The organism is Paraliobacillus sediminis (assembly GCF_003426055.1).
Genome location: NZ_QJSI01000003.1, coordinates 1,083,190 through 1,104,869, shown reverse-complemented (window position 1 = coordinate 1,104,869; position 21,680 = coordinate 1,083,190). Strand labels below are relative to the sequence as shown.

Sequence of the window (21,680 nt, the reverse complement as noted above, 5' to 3'; positions counted from 1 at the left end):
ATACATGCTCGTATCGATGAATTGGTTAAAACAATATGTTGATTTAGGTGACATTTCACCGGAATCATTAGCAGATAAAATTACAAAGACCGGAATTGAAGTAGAAGGCATTGAATATATAGCAGCCAAAAGTACAAATGTTGTTGTTGGCTATGTAGAAGAATGTGAGAAACATCCTAACGCTGATAAATTAAATCTTTGTCAGGTTAACGTGGGTGATGAGACACTACAAATTATTTGTGGTGCGCCAAATATTGCAAAAGGACAAAAGGTAGCAGTAGCAAAACCAGGGGCTGTGTTACCTGGCAATTTCAAAATCAAGAAAGCTAAACTTCGTGGCGTTGAATCTAACGGTATGATTTGTTCCTTACAAGAGTTAGGGATAGAAGAGAAGTTTGTACCGAAAGATATTGCAGATGGCATTTTTGTTTTTCCTAGCGATGTAGAAGTAGGGACAGAAGCAGCTACGTTATTGAATTTAGACGACGCAATCTTAGAATTAGGCTTAACACCAAATCGTTCAGATGCACTAAGTATGCTTGGTGTGGCATATGAAGTAGCGGCAATTTTAGATGTACCTGTGCAACTACCTGATGAAACGGTTGAGACAACCGCAGAAAAAGCAACAGACCAAGTTAAGGTTACAGTAGAAGCACCGGAGTTAAATCCGTATTACGGTGCATTCGTTGTGCGAAATATTAAAGTTGGACCTTCACCATTATGGATGTCAAATTATTTAATGGCAGCTGGTATACGACCGATTAACAATGTGGTTGATATTACAAACTATGTATTGCTTGAATATGGTCAGCCATTACATGCGTTTGACTTTGATCAGTTTGGTTCAAATGAAATTATTGTTCGACGAGCAAAAGAAAGTGAATTAATACAAACATTAGATGATCAAGAGCGTACATTAAAAACCGACCATCTTGTTATTACAAATGGCACGATACCAACAGCACTAGCGGGTGTAATGGGTGGTGCAAACGCAGAGGTTACAGATGAAACGACAACTGTCCTCTTAGAAGCAGCGTATTTTGATCCAAAAGTAGTGCGAATAGCTTCTAAGGACCATGGTCTAAGAAGTGAATCGAGTACACGTTTTGAAAAAGGTGTTGATCCAAATCGTGTCAAACGTGCTGGACTGCGTGCTTGTCAGTTACTAAGTCAATATGCTAATGGTAAGGTTTTATCTGGTGTAGCTGAGTTTGATCAGTTAGATAGGTCAGAAAAAGAGGTAATAATTGAAGCGGATCGTGTGAATAATCGTCTTGGTACAGATATCTCTGCAGAAGATATCGCTGATATTCTCCGAAAGCTTGGATTTAATTTTGACAAAAACGAAGCAACATTCAAGATTTACGTACCAACACGTAGACAAGATATCACAATTTTTGAAGATATGTTGGAAGAAATTGCACGCATTTATGGGTATGATTTGTTGCCTTACACATTACCTCAAGGAGCACAAGCTGGAGGTTTAACAAAGCGTCAAACTGTTAAACGCGAAGTGAAGAAATACTTCGAAAGTGCTGGCTTGATGGAAGCTATTACGTACTCGTTAACAACGAAGGAACGGGCAACAATGTTGGTGAGTCCTGAAATCAAGGAAGCGGCGTACACGCCTGTACAGCTTTCTATGCCAATGAGTGAAGAACATAGTACACTACGTTTAAGTATATTACCGGAAATGCTTGATTCTCTTTCGTATAATATTGCGAGAAAACAAGTTAACCTAGGCTATTATGAAGTTGGCTCTGTTTTCCTATCAAAAGAGGAAAATGTAACGAAACAGCCAGAAGAAAAAATTAGAGCAACTATAGCAATCACAGGTGAATGGTTAACACATCCATGGCAACAGGAGAAAAAGGCAGTTGATTTTTATCTTGTAAAAGGCATGTTAGAAGGGTTACTGGATCGTTTAAATCTTGTTGCAACTTTTGAAGAAACAGTAATCGAAGGAATGCATCCAGGTAGAACAGCGCAAGTGAAAATAAATAATGTTGTAGTAGGCTTTATTGGCCAAGTACATCCACGCTTGCAACAGACATTTGATTTAAAAGATACGTATGTATGTGATATTGATTTGGATCATGTAATGGATGCCCATATAGATGAGCCAAACTTTGCGAAGATTCCACGTTTCCCAACCGTTTCACGGGATATCGCTTTAGTCGTAGATCAAGAAGTTCCAGCAGGATCTATTCAAGCTACAATAGAGGCTTCAGCAGGGAATTTAGTGAAAGAAGTACGCGTATTCGATCTTTATCAAGGAGAGAACTTAGAAGCTGGTAAGAAATCACTCGCATTTAATTTACTTTATCTTGATCCAGAGAGAACTCTAACAGATGAAGAAGTAGAAAACTCTTATCAAGCAATTTTAACCGCTGTAAAAGCAGGACATCAAGCGGAATTAAGAGGATAATTCTAACATTTAGAAAGTTAAATAATTAGTTGTTTTTTATAAACACTATAAAATCCGACAGCGTCTAATACTTTAGACGCTGTCGGATTTATTTGATTTGATTGTATTTATGAGTTGTTAAACGTTTGTTTAATCACTTTATCTGCAATAAAAGTATTGCCAGCTTCTCTATTTTTGTGCTCATTTATCGAATCGCCATGTTGCTCTCTATCGATGTCTAATAAGTTATTACTTAATCCAGAGTCAACACTTATGCGTTCACGATTTTTTTCTTCTTGTATAGTTAGATCTTTCTTATTTTGTTCCATCTAATCATCACCTCAATTGTTAATATGTTCAGATTGTTTCAATTTATAAGGTTTGATTTTATGAATTAATCTATTTAAATTTCAGCTTAATGTTAAATAATGTTATATTATGCTATGATAATTTTAATAAGTATATTAAAATTAAATCGATAAGGAGGGGAATACCATGTTTTTAGCTGCAGGATTAAGTGGATTTAACATCGGTGATATACTTTTCACTGTTATTTCTTTTATTGTACTTATTATATTTATTTTATTTATAATTCTTATTGTAAAATTAATTACTCATGGTAAAAAAAGAAAAAGTGACTTAACTAGAATTGAAGAGAAATTAGATACTTTGCTGAAGGAAAAAGATAAGCTATAGAGCATGATGTTGGACCTTTTCTATAGCGTTTTTGTTACATAGGCAGACGTGATTGAATCCTTGGAATTCAATTTATATTTTACTTTTCAATCGAGTTATTACAATTCCTTGTACGATAAATGTCAATAGTACAAGCACCCATATGCAGTCGCGATAAGTATTAAATGTTAGCTCCTTTAGATGAGCGTGATACACCTCTGTTAGTAACCATCCAATTGGAAATATAGGTGATGATACCTTATAGGACATATTAATGATGTGTTCTCCACGCTCATCCTTACTTTCGTTACCCCAAATAAATTTCAATGAAATATATAGGAAAATAATGAATATTGGAACTAATAATATATAAACTAATGCGAACATTTTACCAGATCCTTTCTATAAATATTTTTGGAATAGTATTGCAATCGAAACTATTCCTTCGCGTTTATTTTGTATTGAAAAACTTCAAAAATTTCTTTATCAAAGCTAGCTGAAATTTCAAAAGCTAAAATTAAAGATGGATTAAAGCGATTGGATTCTATAGAAGCAATAGTTTGTCGGGTAACACCAACACGAGTTGCTAATTCTTGTTGAGACCATTTTTTTTCAGCTCTTAAAACATGTAATCGATTATATAATTGACCATTTTTCTTCATCTCTACTACAACTCCTTGTTTTTATTGTATGTTATAGTTTACATTTTGTAAACTATATTTAACGTATGAAACCTAAAAATACATAGTTATAAATTAATTTCTAAATATGTTAATATAATCATGTGAACGTATGTAATAAGAAAGGAAGTGAATGTTTATGGCTAATAAAGAGGCACAATGGCAAAGATGGGAAAAGATTAGAAAGATGGGTAAGTGGAAGTATGTACTTTTATATGGTGTTCTTTTAGGTGGTATACTGTTCTTTTTAATCAGCTGGGGACTGGATTATTTCTTTACTAATACATTTGAAGCGCTACCTGTTTATATTCTAAATGCTGTGATATTTGGTTTAATATATGGCATCATAAGTTGGTTTTTTAGCGAAACAAGATATAAAAAATATTTTGATAATAAAACCGATTAGTAATGATCACAAAACCGACTGAAATGATCAGATACGCAATAAGTTGATCACAAAATCCTAAAAATGATCATAATCCAGCAATTTTGATCACAAACTGACTGGAATGATCACAAAATAATGTTTCAAAGCTAAAATACCATCTCGTCCTTCGATGACAAGTGAATGTCAGCCCCTATGGGTAAGCAATGTCCATTAGATCCGTGCCCGAGCTGATTTGTTTTTGCAATAGGCAGTTGATACTTATCTGTAATCTCTAAAGCAAGTTCCTCCACTGTTGGTTGGACCATATTTGATTCCATTTCTGTGAATGTACCTAATAGTACGCCATTACATTGATTGAAATAGCCAATTTGGTCAAGTTGTGCTAATAATGAAGCAGTTCTATTTGCAGCCCCACCGAGACTTTCAAGAAATAATATCTTGTTGGTTGGATTCGGTAAATAAGGTGTACCTGCTAATTTTAAGAAACATCTAATATTACCACCAATTACTGTTCCATCTAGCATGTTTCCGCGTAAGAAAGTATAAGAGAAGGTTATAAACGGATTAGCAGATTGATTTTCTTTAAAAAACAAAGTGTTAAAAAGATCGATTTGGTCATATGCACGGTCGCCAACCAGAGTAGCAATTTTAAAATGGTAATTACAAACACCAGAACGTGTATGGATTCCATTAAGTAAAACAGATAAATCACTTATACCGAAAAATGGCTTTGGATGCTTACTGATTAGTTGAAAATCTAAATAAGGTAAAATTTGATTGGCTGTATCACCGCCAGAAATATCAAAGATCGCTTTAATAGATGGATCAAGATATAAGTGCATTAATTCTTTAGCCCTTTTTTGAGGCGTACCACTAAATGGTGTGTCGCCAATTTGATATATCGTCTTAGCGAATTTGGTTTGGAGTTCTAACCTTGTTAAAACTTCAGCTAAACGTTTAATAGTTGTTTCACTTTCTGGCTGTTTCCCATCTGAACATGAGATGATTCCTACAGTATCTCCATTTGTTAATAGCGGTCCCATAAAAACCCTCCTTTACCTAGAAATAAAAAAAGCAGGGTCCTAAAGATAGGCTTCTGCTTTTTTTGTATTGCCAAAATGTATTTTACTATATTTTTCAAGTTCTTCGCGACCACCACGTTCTAAAATAGTTCCTGCAACGCTATCCACTTTTGCAGATGCACCTTTAGGTAAGGTAAAGCCAGCTTCTGCTGAAAGTTTATTCATTTCCTGTAAGTAACTAGCTCGAGCAAGAATCGAACCTGCTGCAACGGCGATAGAATGACTTTCGGCTTTTGTTAAAAAGTAAACATTGTTTTGTAACGTGGCATCTTCGGCACGCAAATGCTTTTCGTAAACACTTGGTTGAGAAAATTGATCAATTAAAATGCCCATTGGCTCTTTAGGTGCAATTTTTTTAAGGACGTTGGTAATCGCTTGGTGATGTAGCATTGTCTTAATCTTACCTTGTGTCCAACCTTTTTGTTGAAGCTCATTGTATTTTTCATTATGTAAAATCACAAGAGCGTATGGAATTTCTAATTGTAACAATTTCTTAGCAATTGTTTGAATCGTTGAATCCGTCAAGTTTTTTGACTCTTTTACGCCTAATTCTTTTAACATGTTCATCTGTTCAGCTTTCACATATACAGCTCCAACAGTTACTGGTCCAAAGTAATCACCAGTTCCGGCCTCATCTGATCCAATATGTGATTGGTTGAAAAGACCAGGATCAGGTTCGTAACCATGCTTTGGCTTTTTCTTCGCCTTTTTTGTTTTTTCTTCATAAGCATCTGGAGTTTCCCATTGTTCAGCATCTATTTCAGGATTTTCACCTTCAAATAATACTTTACCAGATTCGTAAGCAGTAATGGAACTGTTTGGCGTTGTTGCTGCAAAAAGTGCACCTTCTGGGGCATCTTTCAGCATAGATTCATATGCTTGTTTCATTTCTTCGGTTTTCTTTGTGGAAAGTGTTAATTCAATTTGTCCCATATGATCTCCTTTATATTCATGATATATATCTATTATAACAAAGATAATGGAAAGAGAATAGTTTCCTAAATGATTGTGTTCATGTTACTATTAAATTTAGGAATAATTGAATCAAGTGAGGGGGGTATAATCGTGTCCCAAACAAATAAAACACGAACAACAGTTGACATATATGGTAAACAATATACGATAATGGGAAAAGCGAATGCCCACCATGTTCGAATGGTGGCAACTCTAGTAGATGATAAAATGCGTGAGATACACGCAGCTAACAAAAGCTTAGATACAACAAAGTTAGCTGTATTGACAGCAGTAAATACAATGAATGATTATATGAACTTAGAAAAACAGTACGAAGAACTCAAACGTTCAATACAAATGAAAGAGGAATAAAAAGATCATGATAGATATTATACTAATTGGATTACTTATATTAGGCGTGCTAAGAGGCTTAAAGCGAGGCTTTATATTACAAGCGTTTCATTTAATTGGTTTTATTGTAGCATTTATCGTTGCAGCGATGTACTATGACAATCTTTCCAATAAATTAGAAATGTGGATACCATACCCGGATTTAGCAGAAGGGGAAACATGGGCTGTGTTTCTGGAAGCATTACCATTAGAGAGTGCTTTTTATAATGCAATTGCGTTTGCGTTAATATTTTTTGTCACTAAAATTATTTTGAATATTATTAGCTCTATGCTTGATTTTGTTGCGGAATTACCAATTTTGAACTCAATAAATGGTTTGTTGGGTGGAATATTTGGTTTTCTTGAAACATACTTCATTTTGTTTGTTATTTTATACATAGTAGCACTGGTGCCAAATGGATCTGTACAACAAGCAATGGAAGGGTCATCAATAGCTGCTTTCATCATTGAACATACACCTGTTTTATCAGAACAAATTAAAACATTGTGGTTTGATCATGTCATCAGTCTAATCGGTGATTGATATATTTTATTTCATGGAATATTGAAAACCCTTGTGAATCATAATAGCAAGGGTTTTCTCAGGTTATAACAACTATTAGTGTGGAGGAGAAACAATGACAATTGATAAAAAAGATGTGATACGTTTGTTGGATACAATTGCAGTATATTTAGAGTTAAAAGGTGAAAATCCATTTAAAATAGGAGCTTATCGTAAAGCTGCACAAGCACTTGAAACAGATGATCGATCATTAAATGAAATAACGGACTTTACAGCTATAAATGGTATTGGTAAAGGTACTGCTGCTGTAATTGATGAATATATTCAAGCCGAACAATCAGAGACACTTGAATCGTTGCAAAAAGAAGTACCAGAAGGACTTGTACCATTATTAGATTTACCTGGATTAGGTGGGAAGAAAATCGCCAAGCTCTATAAAGAATTAGAAGTAATTGATGCTGATACATTAAAAGCAGCTTGTGAAAGTGGTGCTGTTGCCAATTTAAAAGGTTTTGGACAAAAAACGGCAGATAAAATATTAAAATCAATTTCTGAGGCTTCTACGAGACCAGAACGTTTACCAATTGCTTTTATGTTACCAATTGTAGATGAAATTGAAACATACTTAAGCAGTGTAGAAGTAGTCGAGCGTTTTTCTAGAGCAGGAAGTATTCGACGTATGAGAGAAACGGTAAAAGACCTTGATTTTATTATTGCAAGTAAGGATCCTTTAGCAGTTCGTGATGCATTATTACAGATTGATTTGATAAAAGAAGTCATTGCATCTGGAGAAACAAAAGTATCTGTTGTGTTAGAGAAACGTCTTGATGTTTCTGTTGATTTCCGAATCGTAGCACCAGAAGCTTTTGCGACAACGCTTCATCATTTTACTGGATCAAAGGATCACAATGTTGCATTACGTCAACGTGCAAAACAACAAGGGGAAAAAATAAGTGAGTATGGAGTCGAAAATACCGAAACGGGTGAAGTTGAGACATTTGAAACAGAAGCAGCCTTTTTCAAACATTTTGGTTTGCATTATATAACACCGGAACTTCGTCAAAATAACGGGGAACTTGAGGCGTTTGAAAAAGATGTATCGCTTATTTCAATAGAAGATATCCGCGGCGATTTACACATGCACACAACGTGGAGCGATGGAGCTCAATCTGCAGAAGAAATGGTTAAGATGGCGATAGAACGTAAGTATGAATATATAGCAATTACAGATCACTCGAAATTTTTGAAAGTAGCAAATGGACTTGATGAAACACGCTTACGTAAACAACGAGAAGAAATTGAAAGATTAAAGGGAGAATATCCTGAAATTCATATTTTTGCTGGGGTAGAAATGGATATTCGTCCAGATGGTTCTTTAGATTTTACGGATGATTTTCTCCAAGAAATGGACTACGTTATTGGTGCAATCCATTCCAGCTTCAACCAAACTGAAGAAGAAATTATGAAACGATTAACAACAGCGCTTGAAAACCCATACGTTAATATTATCGCGCATCCAACAGGACGTATAATTGGTCGTAGAGAGGGATATCGTGCGAATGTAGAAGCGTTAATTGCGAAAGCGAAAGAAACGAATACGATATTGGAACTAAATGCAAATCCTAATCGCTTCGATTTATCAGCAAAATGGATTGAAAAAGCACAGGAACAAGGTGTGAAAATTGCTATTAACACGGATGCACATAGTTATAAAACGATGTCTTTCATGGAAGAGGGAGTTCGTGTCGCTAAAAAGGGTTGGTTGCGTCCAGAAACAGTAGTTAATACATGGACAAAGGATGACCTGATTGAACTTTTTAAAAGTAAACGTTAAAAGGAGTCACAAATAATGAACCCGCGAATATTTAAGGTTTTAGAATTTAATAGAATTATTCAGATGCTAAAAGATCAAGCCGCTTCTTCTTTAGGGAAGGAAAGTGCAAATCGCTTAAAGCCATCTACTGATTTAGCTGAAGTAATTCGTTTACAAGACGAAACGGACGAAGCGGTTAGTATTGTACGCTTGTATGGAAATGTTCCACTTGGAGGTATCGTTGATATTAAACCAAGTATTAAGCGTGCAGAAATTGGTGGCGTATTAAATCCAAAAGAATGTTTGGATATCGCTGGTACAATTTATGGCGGTAAAACACTGCGTCGTTTTATAGAATCGATTGAAGAGTTGGAAATACCAATTATCAATGAACTTGTGGAACAAATTGACCCGTTAAGTGAATTAGAACGTGAGATCAGAAATTGTATCGATGAAAATGGACATGTAATGGACGGTGCATCTGATAAATTACGTACGCTCCGAACAAAAATTAGAACAAATGAAAGTCGGGTAAGAGATCGCTTAGACAGTTATACGAAATCCAAGGCTAAAATGTTATCTGATGCAATTGTGACGATTCGTAATGATCGCTATGTGTTACCAGTCAAACAGGAGTATCGTGGAGCAATTGGTGGAATTGTGCATGATCAATCATCTTCGGGACAAACGTTATTTATGGAGCCTCAAGCAGTTGTAGAGTTAAATAATCAACTACAAGAAGCAAGAGTACAAGAGAAAATGGAAGTTGAGCGGATTTTACGTGAGTTAACGATGCGAATTGCAGAAGATGAAGGGTTTTTAAGACAAAACGTTACAACATTAGCTACTTTAGACTTTATCTTTGCTAGAGCTAAATTGGGACAATCAATGCGAGCAGCTATGCCGAAAATGAATGATCAAGGAATTATTAAAATGAAACAAGCACGTCACCCATTATTAGGTGATGATGAAGTCGTGGCAAATGATGTTGAGTTAGGTGATAGTTACCATGCGATTGTTATAACAGGACCAAACACAGGTGGTAAAACAGTTACGCTAAAAATGGTCGGTCTCTGTACACTAATGGCACAATCAGGATTGCAAGTACCAGCACTTGATGGGTGTGAATTGGCTGTATTTGCTGATGTATTTGCTGATATTGGTGATGAGCAGTCAATTGAACAAAGCTTAAGTACATTTTCTTCGCATATGACAAATATTGTAGATATCTTAGAGCGTGTCAATGAGAAGACTTTAGTTTTATTTGATGAGTTAGGTGCTGGAACAGATCCACAAGAAGGCGCGGCTTTAGCAATGGCGATTTTAGATGACGTTGTAGGTCGTAATGCACGAATTATTGCGACAACACACTATCCTGAATTAAAAGCCTATGGCTATAATAGAGTTGGTGTAGTCAATGCCTCTGTTGAATTTGATATCGAATCATTACGTCCAACATACCGGTTATTAATTGGTGTACCAGGTCGAAGTAATGCGTTTGAAATATCGCGTCGATTAGGTTTGAGAGAGGACGTCATTGTTTCTGCTAAAAGTCATATTGGTACGGATTCAACCAGTGTAGAAAATATGATTGCTTCGCTTGAAACTGCTAGGCTTAACGCAGAGAATGACTATGAAGAGGCCGAAAAAGTTTTAGCTGAGTCAGAACAATTGAAAGAAGATTTAGAAAAACAATGGCAGTTGTTTGATCAAAAAAGGGAATCTCTTTATCAAAAAGCGGAGAAAAAGGCTGAAAAAGCATTACAAAACGCCCGTGATGAAGCAGAACAAATTGTAGCTACCATTCGTGAAATGAAGCACGGGGCAACATTAAAAGAACATGAATGGATTGAGGCGCGGAAATTATTTGATGAGGCACAACCGAACCTGTCAACGAAAAAAGCAACAAAACCATCGAAACAATCAGATAGCACAACTGAATTAAAAGTTGGCGATGAAGTGATAGTAGCAACTCTAAATCAGAACGGGATAATTATAGATCAACCAGGTAAAAATGAATACCAAATTCAAGTTGGAATGATGAAGATCAAAGCCAAACGTAAAGACTTACAATTCATTAAAAGAGATGAGCCAGTTGTAGAAAAAAAGGTGACTACTGTTAAAGGCTCGAATGGCCATGTGAAAACAGAACTTGATTTGCGAGGCGAACGTTATGAAGATGCACTTCGTGAATTAGAGAAATATGTGGATGATGCACTGTTAGCGGGTTATCCAAATGTTTCGATCATACATGGTAAAGGAACAGGTGCACTTCGAAAAGGTGTACAGGAATTCGCAAAAAAACATAGACATATTAGCAACCAACGAGCAGGAAGTATGAATGAAGGCGGTAGTGGCGTAACCATATTAGAATTTTGATTCGGGTTATATCACTATCTAAATGCCTATTTCTATGATAAAATGCTTAGTAATAATAGGTTGGGGTGTATACAATGACTTCTTTTTGGGAAAATATTTATATTGAAACTGCTGCACGCTATAGTGTTGTAATATTATGTATTATTCTATCTCTTGTCGTGTTTGAGTTAGTCACTTCTTATAAAAACTGGGATGAGATAAAAAAAGGTAACCTTGCGGTGGCAATGGCTACTGGCGGGAAAATTTTTGGTATTGCTAATGTCTTTCGTTTTTCCATTGAACATAATGATTCGATACTAGAAAGTGTTGGATGGGGTGCGTTTGGCTTTTTCTTATTACTAATTGGCTATTTCATTTTTGAATTTATAACACCAACGTATAAAATTGATACGGAAATTGAAAATGACAATCGTGCTGTTGGATTTATCTCGATGGTGATTTCAATTGGATTGTCGTTTATTATTGGAGCAAGCATTGGTTAAAAGAAGTTTGTATGAGGTCATTTTTAACGGGTAAAGTAAGCTATGAGCAAACTAGTAGCCAGAGCGTAAATGAGAATGATATACTCAATGAAGAATTAAATATTGTTTAGAAAATTAAGAGGAGGCTATATAAATGGCAATTGTAAAAGCAGACGACAAAACATTTTCAGAAGAAACGGGTTCAGGTGTAGTATTAGCAGATTTTTGGGCAACTTGGTGTGGACCTTGTAAAATGATCGCGCCAGTATTAGAAGAAATCGATAGTGAAATGAGCGATAAAGTTAAAATCGTTAAATTAGATGTTGATGAGAATCAAGAAACAGCTGGAAAATACGGTGTCATGAGTATTCCAACGCTTCTTCTTTTCAAAGATGGAGAAATCGTAGAGCAAGTTGTTGGCTTCCAACCAAAAGAAGCATTAGTTGAATTAATTAACCAACACGCATAAACAAAAAATAGTATCTAGCAATTTTAATCCCTTGTTACTTTTATGGTAGCAGGGGATTATTCTTTGTTATAATAGAGTATAAACTGAATGTGGAGTGTCTGGATATGTCTGATAAAATAAAAGAAAAATTGGCAGTGTTACCGGCACAGCCTGGTTGTTATTTAATGAAAGACAAACATGGTACGATAATTTATGTAGGCAAATCAAAATTATTAAAAAACCGTGTGCGTTCTTACTTTACAGGTGCAAATGATCAAAAAACACAGCGATTAGTTCAAGAGATTGTTGATTTTGAATATATAGTCACGTCTTCAGAAATTGAAGCATTAATTTTAGAAATGAATTTAATAAAAAAGTATGATCCTAAATACAATGTATTGTTAAAGGATGACAAAAGTTATCCTTATTTAAAAATCACAAATGAACGGCATCCTAGATTGCTAATTACTCGACGCGTATATAAGGACAAAGGAAAGTATTTTGGTCCTTATCCAAACGTTATTGCAGCAAGGGAAACAAAAAAATTATTAGATCGTATTTATCCGTTACGTAAGTGCAATAATCCACCTGGAAGACATTGTTTGTATTATCATATGGATCAATGTCTTGCTTGTTCAGAAGAGCAACCTTCAGAGGAAAGGTACAAAACAATCGTGCAAGATATTGTTTCCTTTTTAAATGGTGGGCATCAAGCAATTAAACGAAATTTAAAAGAAAAGATGGAAAAAGCTAGTGAGATATTGAATTTTGAACGTGCAATGGAGTTACGGGATCAAATCCAGCATATTGAAGCGGTTATGGAACAACAGAAAATGACATTAAAAGATGAAGTGAATCGTGATGTTTTTCATTATGCGTATGATAAAGGCTGGATGTGTGTCCAAGTTTTCTTCATCCGTCAAGGAAAATTAATTGAAAGAGATGTGTCTATTTTCCCGTTTTTTGATGAGGCAGAAGAGACTTTTATGAGTTTTATTGGTCGGTTTTATTTACATCAAAACCATCCAAAACCGAAACAAATTCTTGTTCCTGCACCGGTAGAATATCAGCTCCTAAAAGAATTATTGGAAGTAGATGTGACAATTCCGTATCGAGGAAGAAAAAAAGAATTGGTTGATTTAGCAGGTAAGAATGCTGAAATTGCTTTAGAAGAGAAGTTCTCCTTAATTGAACGAGATGAAGCACGTACGATTAAAGCTGTGGAAGATTTAGGTGAACGATTAAATATTGAAATACCACATCGAATTGAAGCATTTGATAACTCAAATATTCAAGGAACAGATCCTGTATCAGCAATGGTTGTGTTTAGTGATGGTCGACCATTAAAGAAAGAATACCGTAAATACAAAGTTCGTGATGTAATAGGGCCTGATGATTATGAAACAATGCGTGAAGTTATCCGTCGTCGTTACACGCGTGTTTTAAAGGAAGGGTATCCTCTTCCAGACCTTATTGTAATTGATGGTGGTAAAGGGCAGATGAATGCCGCATTTGATGTATTAGAAAATGAGTTAGGATTGGATATTCCATTGTGTGGTTTAGCGAAAGATGATAAGCACAAAACGAGTGAATTGTTATATGGAAATCCACCAGAAGTTATTGAATTAGAGCGACAGTCACAGGAATTCTATTTAATTCAACGGATACAAGATGAAGTGCATCGATTTGCGATTACATTTCACCGACAGTTACGTGGGAAAAGTGCTTTTAAATCAGAGTTGGATTCCATACCTGGTGTTGGAGAAAAGCGCCGTAAATTGTTACTAACACATTTTAAATCGATTACCGAAATTAAAGAAGCTTCTTTAGAAGAATTAAAACGGTTAGGGATCCCAGAACCAACTGCCCAGATAATATTAGAACATCTAAAGAAGGATAAAGGCCAGAACGAAACGGAGACCACTAAAGAATCATAAAATTTTCAGTGGCCTCCATTCACTTATTGTCTATTTATTATCTTTATGCTGAAAGTAATAAGGAGAATGTTTGTGTTTAAAAGAAAATTAGTAGTTGCACTTTTAACAACAATAAACGCTGGGATAATATATATGTTATTTAATAATGGTATTACTCTGGAAAATAGTATTATTAGTTTTATATCAGACTTATTTGTATTTACAATTTTGATTTCGATCGTCTATGTTGCACCAATAGTTTTTATTCTTGGAATCCCAATTTCAATTGGGATAGATAAAGTAACAAATAAAATAAGAAATACACTGACTAAAGTTGTAAGTCGATTTTTATTGCACGCGGTATCAGGAATCATTTTTTTATCAGTATTGTTTTTTTTACAGGGCTCTTTACCGATTATTTCGGATGGAGGCGATATAATAAATCTAATTCTAGTGAGTATTTATCCGAGTACTTTTTTTGGATTGATAGACCTAGTAATGAAGATACCGTCTGATGTCTTTGGAAATGAATTCAAGCCATTATCAAAATAAAAAAACTAGAGCAATTAATTGCTCTAGTTTTTTAGTACGTTAGTTGAGAAATACTTATAGTTAGATCTACTTTGTATATAAGATGTGAAAGGCAACAATATTTTTCTTAGGATAAATTTCTTCACTACATTCACAAGCTTGGCCTTTTATTTGTTGGAAAGCTTCTGCTAAAAAACCAGCCTCTAATCGATAATCAACGACAATATCGGACTTCATACGTTGGGTAATTGCTTCGCCTGTTAATTCGAAAATATGTTCGCTTCTTTTTTGTTTAATATCTGCTAGTGTTCCCCAACCAGTTTTGTTAAAAAAAGCAACGACTTGATCAAATGTTTGCCACTCTATTTGTCTTGCAATATTTTTACCAAGTACATATAAAATTGTAGTAGCATCTTTTCCAAGTAGGTCTGGTAGGCATACATAACGGAGTAAATCATAACCAGAACCAGTTGTTTGAAGTTGCTCTGCTACTTGATCTGTCATATTTAAATTGTGATGCACAAGTCTGTCCCCTTCCGTAACTATAACAATAAATTAGTCTATTCATTATTATCGCTTGAAATTGGAGTGATTGCAACCACCATTTAGCCCATGTAATTGTAAAAAAATAAAAAAAAGTCGTGACAGCTAAGCTAAATAGTTTTAAAATAGCTTCTATGACTAAAAAAATGGATTTAAATTAGAAAATCAACTAAGAGGTGTGTGCGTTTGCGAAATATAGGTAAAATCTTTAAAACGGACTGGTTAAATATAATTAAAACTCCAGTTGCTCTATTTTTGATTGTAGCTTTGATGATATTACCATCCCTTTATGCTTGGTTTAACTTAAAAGCTTCTTGGGATCCATATTCCAATACAAGTGATATTGCCATAGCAGTAACAAATGAAGATATCGGCGCAACAATCCGAGATGAAGATGTTAATGTTGGAAACCAAATTGTAACGAATTTAAAGGAAAATGATGGACTTGGTTGGCAATTCGTTTCAAAACAAGAAGCAGAGGAAGGCGTAAGGCATGGAGACTTCTATGCAAGTATATATATTCCAGAGGACTTTTCTGAAAAGATCGGAACATTATTAGGTGATGAACAAACTAAACCAGAGATAATATATAACGTTAATGAAAAAATTAATGCGATTGCACCAAAGATGGCATCTTCTGGAGCAACATCGATTATAGGTCAAACAAGTGATACTTTTATAGAAACAGTAAGCGAAGCCGTATTAACTATATTCAATGATATTGGAATCGAGTTAGAAGAAGAGTTACCTACAATAAGAAATATTGAAGGTAAAATTTTTGCGTTAGAAGATCGTTTACCAGATATTGAAGAGATGGGCAATAAAGCCATTCAATTGGAAGATAAAATTCCTGAAATTAATAAACAGGCAGAAAAGATTTTAGAGTTAGAAGCCGAGATGCCAGCAATCATGGATGCTGCACAAACAGTAGTTAAACTAGAGGATAAATTACCTGAAATAAAAAAAGTCGGGGATGAAATTTTAATTATCCAAGAAAAGATGCCAGAAATTCAGCGTATTGCAGATGCAATTATCGAAGTAGACGAAAATTTCAATCAAGTTGAGCAATTGGTAAGTGATGCATTAGTAGACATACAAAAGGCACAAGAAGTCGTATCACGTGCACAAGATGCTTTACCTGAAGTAGAACGGATTGCAGAAACCGGCACCGCGTATGCTGACGCAATGGCTACCTTTTTAGAGGAAAATAAAGATGCATTTGACACAGTTGCACCTGTATTAAAACAAAATTTACTTCTTTATCAACAAACAGCAGAAGAGGTTCACCAATTTGCGTTGGCACTTGATAACGATGAACTATCATCAAGTGAAATAGAAGAAAAAGTTCCAGCTTTAAAAGCCGATGTACAAGCGAGCATTACAAGTATTGATCAATCTGTACAGGTAATGGAAGCAATTAATCAACAACAAGGTGATGACGGACTTACATCCGATATAGAACAAATCCAAGCACTCCAAGTTAATTTTGAAGAAGAATATGCTTTACTAACGGAGATGCAACAAAGTGCGGATAATATTCCTCAAGGGCAAATTGATCAACTAGTTCATTTATCGGAACAGGCGGTAGTTACTTCCACTGATATGGTTGACCGATTTGATGAAACAATTAATCCGTTACTTAATAGTGGGCTTGGACAATTACAAGAAGATGCAACTAATGCGTCAGAAGATATACAACAAGCGCAAGAAAACTTACCTGAAGTTAAAACGATATTAGAAAACACAGAAAAATCATTACAATATGGTGAAGAAGAAATAAACCTATTACAAGAACAACTACCTGAGATTGGTGAGGAAATTCATCAAACAGCAACAACGATAAATGAAAAAATAGATGACGTAATGGCTGGAATTGATCAAGCAGCAGACTTTTATCAAAACAGTTTTCCAGAGATAGAGAAAAAAATTCACCAGGCAGCAGACTTTGTAAACAATGATTTACCAGAAGCTGCAGCCGAAATTGCAAAAGTAGCAGATTTCATTGAAAACAAACTGCCACAGGTAGAAGAAGCTGTTGGAAAAATTGCTGATCTTGTTCGAGATGATTTACCAGGTTTAGAAGACTCTGTTCGAAATACAGCGGATAAGATTCGAGAATTTGAATCAGAACAAGACTTAGCAGATATTATTAAGCTATTAAAGAATGATATCGAACAAGAAAGTGATTTCTTAGCAGAACCAATTGAATTAAAAGAAAACAAGGTGTTCCCAATTCCAAACTATGGGTCAGCAAACTCCCCATTTTATACAACATTAAGTTTGTGGGTGGGTGCATTACTTTTAATTTCATTACTTCGCGTGGATGTTGCGAATAAGGATGAGTTGTACAAACATACACATATCTACTTTGGTAGGGGACTAACTTTTGCTTCGATAGGTATCATGCAAGCACTCATCGTAACATTAGGTGATATGTTCATTTTGGATGCATATGTCGCAGAACCAATTTGGTTTGTTATATTCGGTATCTTCATTAGTATCGTGTTCATGTCGATTGTATACACGCTTGTATCTGTATTTGGCAATGTCGGTAAAGGTGTTGCAATTATATTCCTAGTGCTGCAACTATCTGGGTCTGGTGGAACTTTCCCAATTCAAGTCGCACCACCATTCTTTCAAGCGATTCATCCTTATTTACCATTTACCTATGCGATTAGTTTATTACGTGAAGCGGTAGGAGGAATGGTCCTAGGTATTGTGATTCGAGATATTTTAGTATTACTAGCCTTTATGATTGTTGCGATTATGTTTGCAGTGTTTTTGAAGAAACCATTAGCGAAAAAAATCGAACACGTTTCGAATGAAGCGAAGAAAAGTGGATTGATCCATTAAGAGCAATTTGTAAAGTTATATAGTAAAGCCACACTACAACTTAATGGTTAGTAGTGTGGCTTTACTTCTTTGTTTAAAAACAAGGTAAATGACTGCGTTACCATAGGACAAAGGTGTATTTCTATTTAATCGGGATAGAAGCAAGCACGGAAAGGATTTTTTTAACATAGAATACTTTGACTAAATAAATACCCTTCACAGTGTGACTCTAAAGACAGCAAGGAGGGGTTAAGACTTGACAGATAGTGACTACAAGCCGAAGCAACTATTAACGAAACGTGAAAAAGAAGTATTTGAGCTATTAGTACAGGACAAAACAACAAAAGATATAGCCCAAGAACTGTTTATATCCCAAAAAACAGTAAGGAACCATATTTCAAATGCAATGCAAAAGCTTGGTGTAAAGGGGCGTTCGCAAGCAGTAGTAGAGCTTTTAAGAATGGGTGAATTAAAGCTCTAATAAAAACCGACTTTCTAATGGGAAGTCGGTTTTTTGCTTACTGTTGCACAGTAAAAGAAACAATGTTGATGGACAGCAATATTGTTTATAAAAATGCTGGTATTTCAATCCATACATAGGTTATCTGAAAGAATTTTTGTAGGTATCAAAATAGTATATAATTAAATATAACAATTAGTGTATAAGGTATTATGTTTATGCATAGCAAAGAATAAAGTCTTATTCAACAAACGCTTTTAGCGTGAAAAACAGAAGATAATCATAGATTAATTTAATCGGTGTTATATTATATGAATTGTATAAAAGAATTTTGTTCATCTTTGAAGGAAATCCATTCATTTTGAATGAATACAAAATCTTGATGTGAAACGGAATTTGCAAGCAGTTGTAAAGCTACTGTGAACAGGTGAATTAATGCTCTTCTAATGGCAAGCCGCTTTTTTTCTACATGTTGCAGCGTAAAAGAAACAATGCTGTTAGAACAGCAATATAGCTCACTTTAAAAAATATGCATGATAAAGAAATGAACTCCATTTTTTAAAAAAATCGTCAAAGCAAAGGAAGGTAAGTATATGTCTAAAAGAATAGTGCTTTTTTTATTGAGTTGTGCTATATATTATTTCTTATTTAAAATTACTAGTTTTATATTTAATGTTTGGGCACCTTTCAATAATTTTTCTAATGTAATTGCTTTGTTCGTACTTACAATTTTTAATATACCTTTAGCTGTTATATTATCAACTTATATTGAAAAAATAATTAAAGATAATTAATGAAAGAACATATATGAATACTTCGGTTTTATTGATTGTCGTTTGTAATAAAGCTGTTAGTAATCGAATTGTAAACACCACACAATGGGTTCCAATAGACCGTAAGATTTAAATAGAAGGAAGTTTCGTTAAATAAATAAGGCCTCTGTTTCATCTAGAAACAGAGGCCTTATTTAATAGATTACTATAGTTGTTAGCTATTGACTGGACTAATTCTGACTGTGCTCACTTTAAAACCTGGCATTTTGCACTGAGGATCTAATTCATCAGAAACTAATCGATTTACATTTTGGGATTCTGTCCAGTGGAATGGCACAAAAACAGTGTCTTTCCGTATCGTAGTAGACCATTTGGTTCTAACAACAATAGAACCTTGTTTTGATTCAACTTTCACAAGCGTTGTTTCTTTAAGATTATATTTCAATCCTGTATCTGGATGGACCTCCATGAATGCTTCAATATTTCTTGCAGCAAGCGAAGGACTTTTTCTTGTTTGCTCACCAGTTAGGTAGTGTGACATGACACGACCGGTTGTTAAATAGAGTGGATATGTCTCGCTCGGTGTCGGCTTGGGTATTTTTAATTTGTGCGAAATGGCTGCCATTTTTGCTTTTCCATCTGTATGAGCAAATGAATTTTCAAATAGACGATCTGTGCCAGATTCATTTGGATCTGGACATGGCCATAAGACACCATCTTCTTTTTGAATCCGATTATAGGTGATGCCATAATAATCTGCTCTACCACCTCGGCTTGCGACTCTAAGTTCTTCAAAAATATCTTCAGCACTTTGGTATTGGAAGTACTGTTCTTTTCCTAATACTTTAGCTATATCACAGATAATTTGCCAATCATGTCTTACTTCACCAGGTAGGGGAAAGCTAGCTTCTCTTAACATGACACGACCTTCGACATTCGTCATTGTTCCTTCATCTTCTAGATATGAAGAGGCTGGTAAGATGATGTCTGCTAGTTTTGCTGTTTCTGAAATGAACATATCTACAACTACTAAATATTTTAATTGTTCCAATGCTTTTTTGACGAAGTTAGCATTTGGATTTGATACAACTGGGTTGGAACACATGACAAACATACCAGAAATGTTTTGCTGATCTATTTCCTCAAACATTTCATATGCTGATACGCCTTTCCTAGGAATGTCTTGTTCATTAACTCCCCAAACATTTGCAATGAATGCTCTATGTTCGTCATTTTCAATCGAGCGATAACCTGGTAATTGATCCGACTTTTGACCGTGTTCTCTAGCGCCTTGACCATTGCCTTGGCCAGTAACTGCTCCAAAACCAGAGTTAGGTTTTCCAATTTTTCCAGTAGCTAAAAGTATATTTATAAAACAACGTACTGCAGCTGTTCCATCAATTTGTTGTTCAATGCCTCTTGCGGTAAAGATCATTCCTGACGATTCTTGTCCAAAAGCAGTAGCAGCTTGTTTGATCTGCTCAACAGTTAAGCCTGTTAATTGCGCTGTTTCCTCAAGCTCAATAGATGTTACTAGTTCTTTTACTTCTTCAAATCCATTTGTTCTATCCTGAATAAAAGCTTCATCAACTAAGTTATTTTCAATAATTACCTTTAATAATCCATTAGCTAAGGCTACATCTGAACCTGGTTTGTTTTTTAAGTGCAAATCAGCTAGTTTGGTAGTTGCTGTTTCGCGAGGATCAATAGCAATGATATATGCACCATTTTCTTTTGCTCTTTCAAAATAAGGCATGATGGTCGGCTGACACTCAGCAATATTAGTTCCAGCTAGGATAATACAGCGCGTATTAGGAATTTCTTTTATTGTATTAGTAAATCCGCGATCGACACCAAACGTTTGATTTGCACCTGTTGCAGCAGCTCCCATACATAAACGGCCATTGTAATCGATGTGTTTTGTTTGTAAGCCAACCCGCGCGAATTTACCTAATAGATACGCTTCTTCGTTTGTAATTGAAGCACTTCCGTAAACCGACAAGGCATCTAGACCATCTTGTTGTTGGATCTCTTTGAAATTCTTTTTGATTTCTTCTAATGCGACTTCCCAAGAAACGGTGACGAATTCGCCGTTAACCTTCATTAATGGTTGTTTAATGCGGTCTTTATGAAGTGCATGCTGATGGGCATTTAATCCTTTTATACAAAGCCGTCCTTCAGAGGTTGGGTTATCTTTTCCAATTGTTTTATATGTTTTTCTGGAAACAACTTTTTGTTCTACTAATTGCATCTTACATTGCATACTACAATAAGGACATTGCGAATCGTAAACTTTCTCTGTTTCAGCTTTTTGTTGCTTATCTCTGAAGTATTTCAAAAGTAACTCTGTCAAGATATCTCATCCTTTACTCGCTGATTTTTAATTGAGTTCTAGTTTGTAGCGTTAAGAAAAGTATGAAATCTA

19 protein-coding genes are annotated in these 21,680 nt (G+C 35.1%); 13 read left to right on the top strand and 6 right to left on the bottom strand.

Annotated elements, in window-relative coordinates; translation table 11 throughout:
* Positions 1 to 4: 4 nt before the first annotated feature.
* On the top strand, positions 5 to 2,428 hold the full coding sequence (gene pheT / locus D2K60_RS18365; protein ID WP_117170521.1) for a phenylalanine--tRNA ligase subunit beta: 2,424 nt from the start codon (positions 5 to 7) through the stop codon (positions 2,426 to 2,428).
* A gap of 107 nt (positions 2,429 to 2,535) precedes the next feature.
* Here the strand turns inward: pheT and D2K60_RS18360 are convergent, their stop codons facing one another.
* Positions 2,536 to 2,736, bottom strand: coding sequence for a hypothetical protein (locus D2K60_RS18360; protein WP_117170520.1), 201 nt, complete (start codon positions 2,734 to 2,736; stop codon positions 2,536 to 2,538).
* 166 nt (positions 2,737 to 2,902) lie between these two features.
* On the opposite strand from D2K60_RS18360, the gene D2K60_RS18355 reads away from it, so the two are divergent.
* Positions 2,903 to 3,103, top strand: coding sequence for a hypothetical protein (locus tag D2K60_RS18355; protein WP_117170519.1), 201 nt, complete (start codon positions 2,903 to 2,905; stop codon positions 3,101 to 3,103).
* 416 nt (positions 3,104 to 3,519) lie between these two features.
* Here D2K60_RS18355 and D2K60_RS18345 read toward each other — a convergent pair whose 3' ends face one another.
* Positions 3,520 to 3,744 carry a helix-turn-helix transcriptional regulator gene (locus tag D2K60_RS18345; protein WP_117170517.1) on the bottom strand — a complete coding sequence of 75 codons (225 nt, stop codon included), beginning with the start codon at positions 3,742 to 3,744 and terminating at the stop codon, positions 3,520 to 3,522.
* A 157-nt stretch (positions 3,745 to 3,901) separates the two neighbouring features.
* Between D2K60_RS18345 and D2K60_RS18340 the strand changes: the two genes are divergently transcribed.
* Positions 3,902 to 4,168, top strand: a complete 267-nt coding sequence (locus D2K60_RS18340) for a hypothetical protein (protein WP_117170516.1) — start codon at positions 3,902 to 3,904, stop codon at positions 4,166 to 4,168.
* A 128-nt stretch (positions 4,169 to 4,296) separates the two neighbouring features.
* On the opposite strand, the gene D2K60_RS18335 is transcribed toward D2K60_RS18340, so the two are convergent.
* Positions 4,297 to 5,193, bottom strand: a complete 897-nt coding sequence (locus D2K60_RS18335) for a S66 peptidase family protein (protein WP_117170515.1) — start codon at positions 5,191 to 5,193, stop codon at positions 4,297 to 4,299.
* Positions 5,194 to 5,232: 39 nt separating this feature from the next.
* Positions 5,233 to 6,165, bottom strand: coding sequence for a ribonuclease HIII (gene rnhC, locus D2K60_RS18330; protein ID WP_117170514.1), 933 nt, complete (start codon positions 6,163 to 6,165; stop codon positions 5,233 to 5,235).
* Positions 6,166 to 6,297: 132 nt separating this feature from the next.
* Here rnhC and zapA point away from each other — a divergent pair, with 132 nt between their 5' ends.
* The 8 genes from zapA (at position 6,298) to D2K60_RS18290 (ending at position 14,668) form a co-directional block, all read left to right on the top strand.
* Positions 6,298 to 6,558: a cell division protein ZapA gene (gene zapA / locus D2K60_RS18325; RefSeq protein ID WP_117170513.1), complete on the top strand. Its 261-nt coding sequence runs from the start codon at positions 6,298 to 6,300 to the stop codon at positions 6,556 to 6,558.
* 7 nt (positions 6,559 to 6,565) lie between these two features.
* Positions 6,566 to 7,120 carry a CvpA family protein gene (locus D2K60_RS18320; RefSeq protein ID WP_117170512.1) on the top strand — a complete coding sequence of 185 codons (555 nt, stop codon included), beginning with the start codon at positions 6,566 to 6,568 and terminating at the stop codon, positions 7,118 to 7,120.
* Positions 7,121 to 7,214: 94 nt separating this feature from the next.
* A complete protein-coding gene (polX, locus tag D2K60_RS18315) occupies positions 7,215 to 8,933 on the top strand; it encodes a DNA polymerase/3'-5' exonuclease PolX (protein WP_117170511.1) in 1,719 nt (572 codons plus the stop codon).
* A 15-nt stretch (positions 8,934 to 8,948) separates the two neighbouring features.
* Positions 8,949 to 11,291 (top strand): endonuclease MutS2, encoded by a 2,343-nt coding sequence (locus D2K60_RS18310; RefSeq protein WP_117170510.1) that lies wholly within the window; start codon positions 8,949 to 8,951, stop codon positions 11,289 to 11,291.
* Between the two features lie 74 nt (positions 11,292 to 11,365).
* The gene (locus D2K60_RS18305) at positions 11,366 to 11,773 is read left to right on the top strand and encodes a DUF350 domain-containing protein (RefSeq protein ID WP_117170509.1); all 408 of its coding nucleotides are present in this window, start codon (positions 11,366 to 11,368) and stop codon (positions 11,771 to 11,773) included.
* 133 nt (positions 11,774 to 11,906) lie between these two features.
* The gene (gene trxA, locus D2K60_RS18300) at positions 11,907 to 12,221 is read left to right on the top strand and encodes a thioredoxin (protein WP_117170508.1); all 315 of its coding nucleotides are present in this window, start codon (positions 11,907 to 11,909) and stop codon (positions 12,219 to 12,221) included.
* Between the two features lie 104 nt (positions 12,222 to 12,325).
* Complete coding sequence (gene uvrC, locus D2K60_RS18295) at positions 12,326 to 14,137, top strand: excinuclease ABC subunit UvrC (RefSeq protein WP_117170507.1); 1,812 nt, start codon at positions 12,326 to 12,328, stop codon at positions 14,135 to 14,137.
* 72 nt (positions 14,138 to 14,209) lie between these two features.
* Positions 14,210 to 14,668 carry a hypothetical protein gene (locus D2K60_RS18290; RefSeq protein WP_117170506.1) on the top strand — a complete coding sequence of 153 codons (459 nt, stop codon included), beginning with the start codon at positions 14,210 to 14,212 and terminating at the stop codon, positions 14,666 to 14,668.
* Positions 14,669 to 14,734: 66 nt separating this feature from the next.
* On the opposite strand, the gene D2K60_RS18285 is transcribed toward D2K60_RS18290, so the two are convergent.
* Positions 14,735 to 15,169 (bottom strand): YslB family protein, encoded by a 435-nt coding sequence (locus tag D2K60_RS18285; protein ID WP_240335349.1) that lies wholly within the window; start codon positions 15,167 to 15,169, stop codon positions 14,735 to 14,737.
* A 207-nt stretch (positions 15,170 to 15,376) separates the two neighbouring features.
* On the opposite strand from D2K60_RS18285, the gene D2K60_RS18280 reads away from it, so the two are divergent.
* Both D2K60_RS18280 and D2K60_RS18275 read left to right on the top strand, forming a co-directional pair.
* Entirely contained in the window at positions 15,377 to 18,043 is a 2,667-nt protein-coding gene (locus D2K60_RS18280) for a YhgE/Pip domain-containing protein (RefSeq protein WP_117170505.1), read from the top strand.
* A 235-nt stretch (positions 18,044 to 18,278) separates the two neighbouring features.
* On the top strand, positions 18,279 to 18,503 hold the full coding sequence (locus D2K60_RS18275; protein ID WP_112181553.1) for a helix-turn-helix domain-containing protein: 225 nt from the start codon (positions 18,279 to 18,281) through the stop codon (positions 18,501 to 18,503).
* A 966-nt stretch (positions 18,504 to 19,469) separates the two neighbouring features.
* Here D2K60_RS18275 and nasC read toward each other — a convergent pair.
* Positions 19,470 to 21,608: an assimilatory nitrate reductase catalytic subunit NasC gene (gene nasC / locus D2K60_RS18265; RefSeq protein WP_117170503.1), complete on the bottom strand. Its 2,139-nt coding sequence runs from the start codon at positions 21,606 to 21,608 to the stop codon at positions 19,470 to 19,472.
* Between the last annotated feature and the right edge of the window lie 72 nt (positions 21,609 to 21,680).

Excerpts from the sequence above, each read along its gene's own strand:
- pheT (WP_117170521.1), top strand. The coding sequence starts at position 5 with ATGCTCGTATCGATGAATTGGTTAAAACAATATGTTGATTTAGGTGAC.
- D2K60_RS18360 (WP_117170520.1), bottom strand. The coding sequence starts at position 2,736 with ATGGAACAAAATAAGAAAGATCTAACTATACAAGAAGAAAAAAATCGT.
- D2K60_RS18355 (WP_117170519.1), top strand. The coding sequence starts at position 2,903 with ATGTTTTTAGCTGCAGGATTAAGTGGATTTAACATCGGTGATATACTT.
- D2K60_RS18345 (WP_117170517.1), bottom strand. The coding sequence starts at position 3,744 with ATGAAGAAAAATGGTCAATTATATAATCGATTACATGTTTTAAGAGCT.
- D2K60_RS18340 (WP_117170516.1), top strand. The coding sequence starts at position 3,902 with ATGGCTAATAAAGAGGCACAATGGCAAAGATGGGAAAAGATTAGAAAG.
- D2K60_RS18335 (WP_117170515.1), bottom strand. The coding sequence starts at position 5,193 with ATGGGACCGCTATTAACAAATGGAGATACTGTAGGAATCATCTCATGT.
- rnhC (WP_117170514.1), bottom strand. The coding sequence starts at position 6,165 with ATGGGACAAATTGAATTAACACTTTCCACAAAGAAAACCGAAGAAATG.
- D2K60_RS18320 (WP_117170512.1), top strand. The coding sequence starts at position 6,566 with ATGATAGATATTATACTAATTGGATTACTTATATTAGGCGTGCTAAGA.
- polX (WP_117170511.1), top strand. The coding sequence starts at position 7,215 with ATGACAATTGATAAAAAAGATGTGATACGTTTGTTGGATACAATTGCA.
- D2K60_RS18310 (WP_117170510.1), top strand. The coding sequence starts at position 8,949 with ATGAACCCGCGAATATTTAAGGTTTTAGAATTTAATAGAATTATTCAG.
- D2K60_RS18305 (WP_117170509.1), top strand. The coding sequence starts at position 11,366 with ATGACTTCTTTTTGGGAAAATATTTATATTGAAACTGCTGCACGCTAT.
- trxA (WP_117170508.1), top strand. The coding sequence starts at position 11,907 with ATGGCAATTGTAAAAGCAGACGACAAAACATTTTCAGAAGAAACGGGT.
- uvrC (WP_117170507.1), top strand. The coding sequence starts at position 12,326 with ATGTCTGATAAAATAAAAGAAAAATTGGCAGTGTTACCGGCACAGCCT.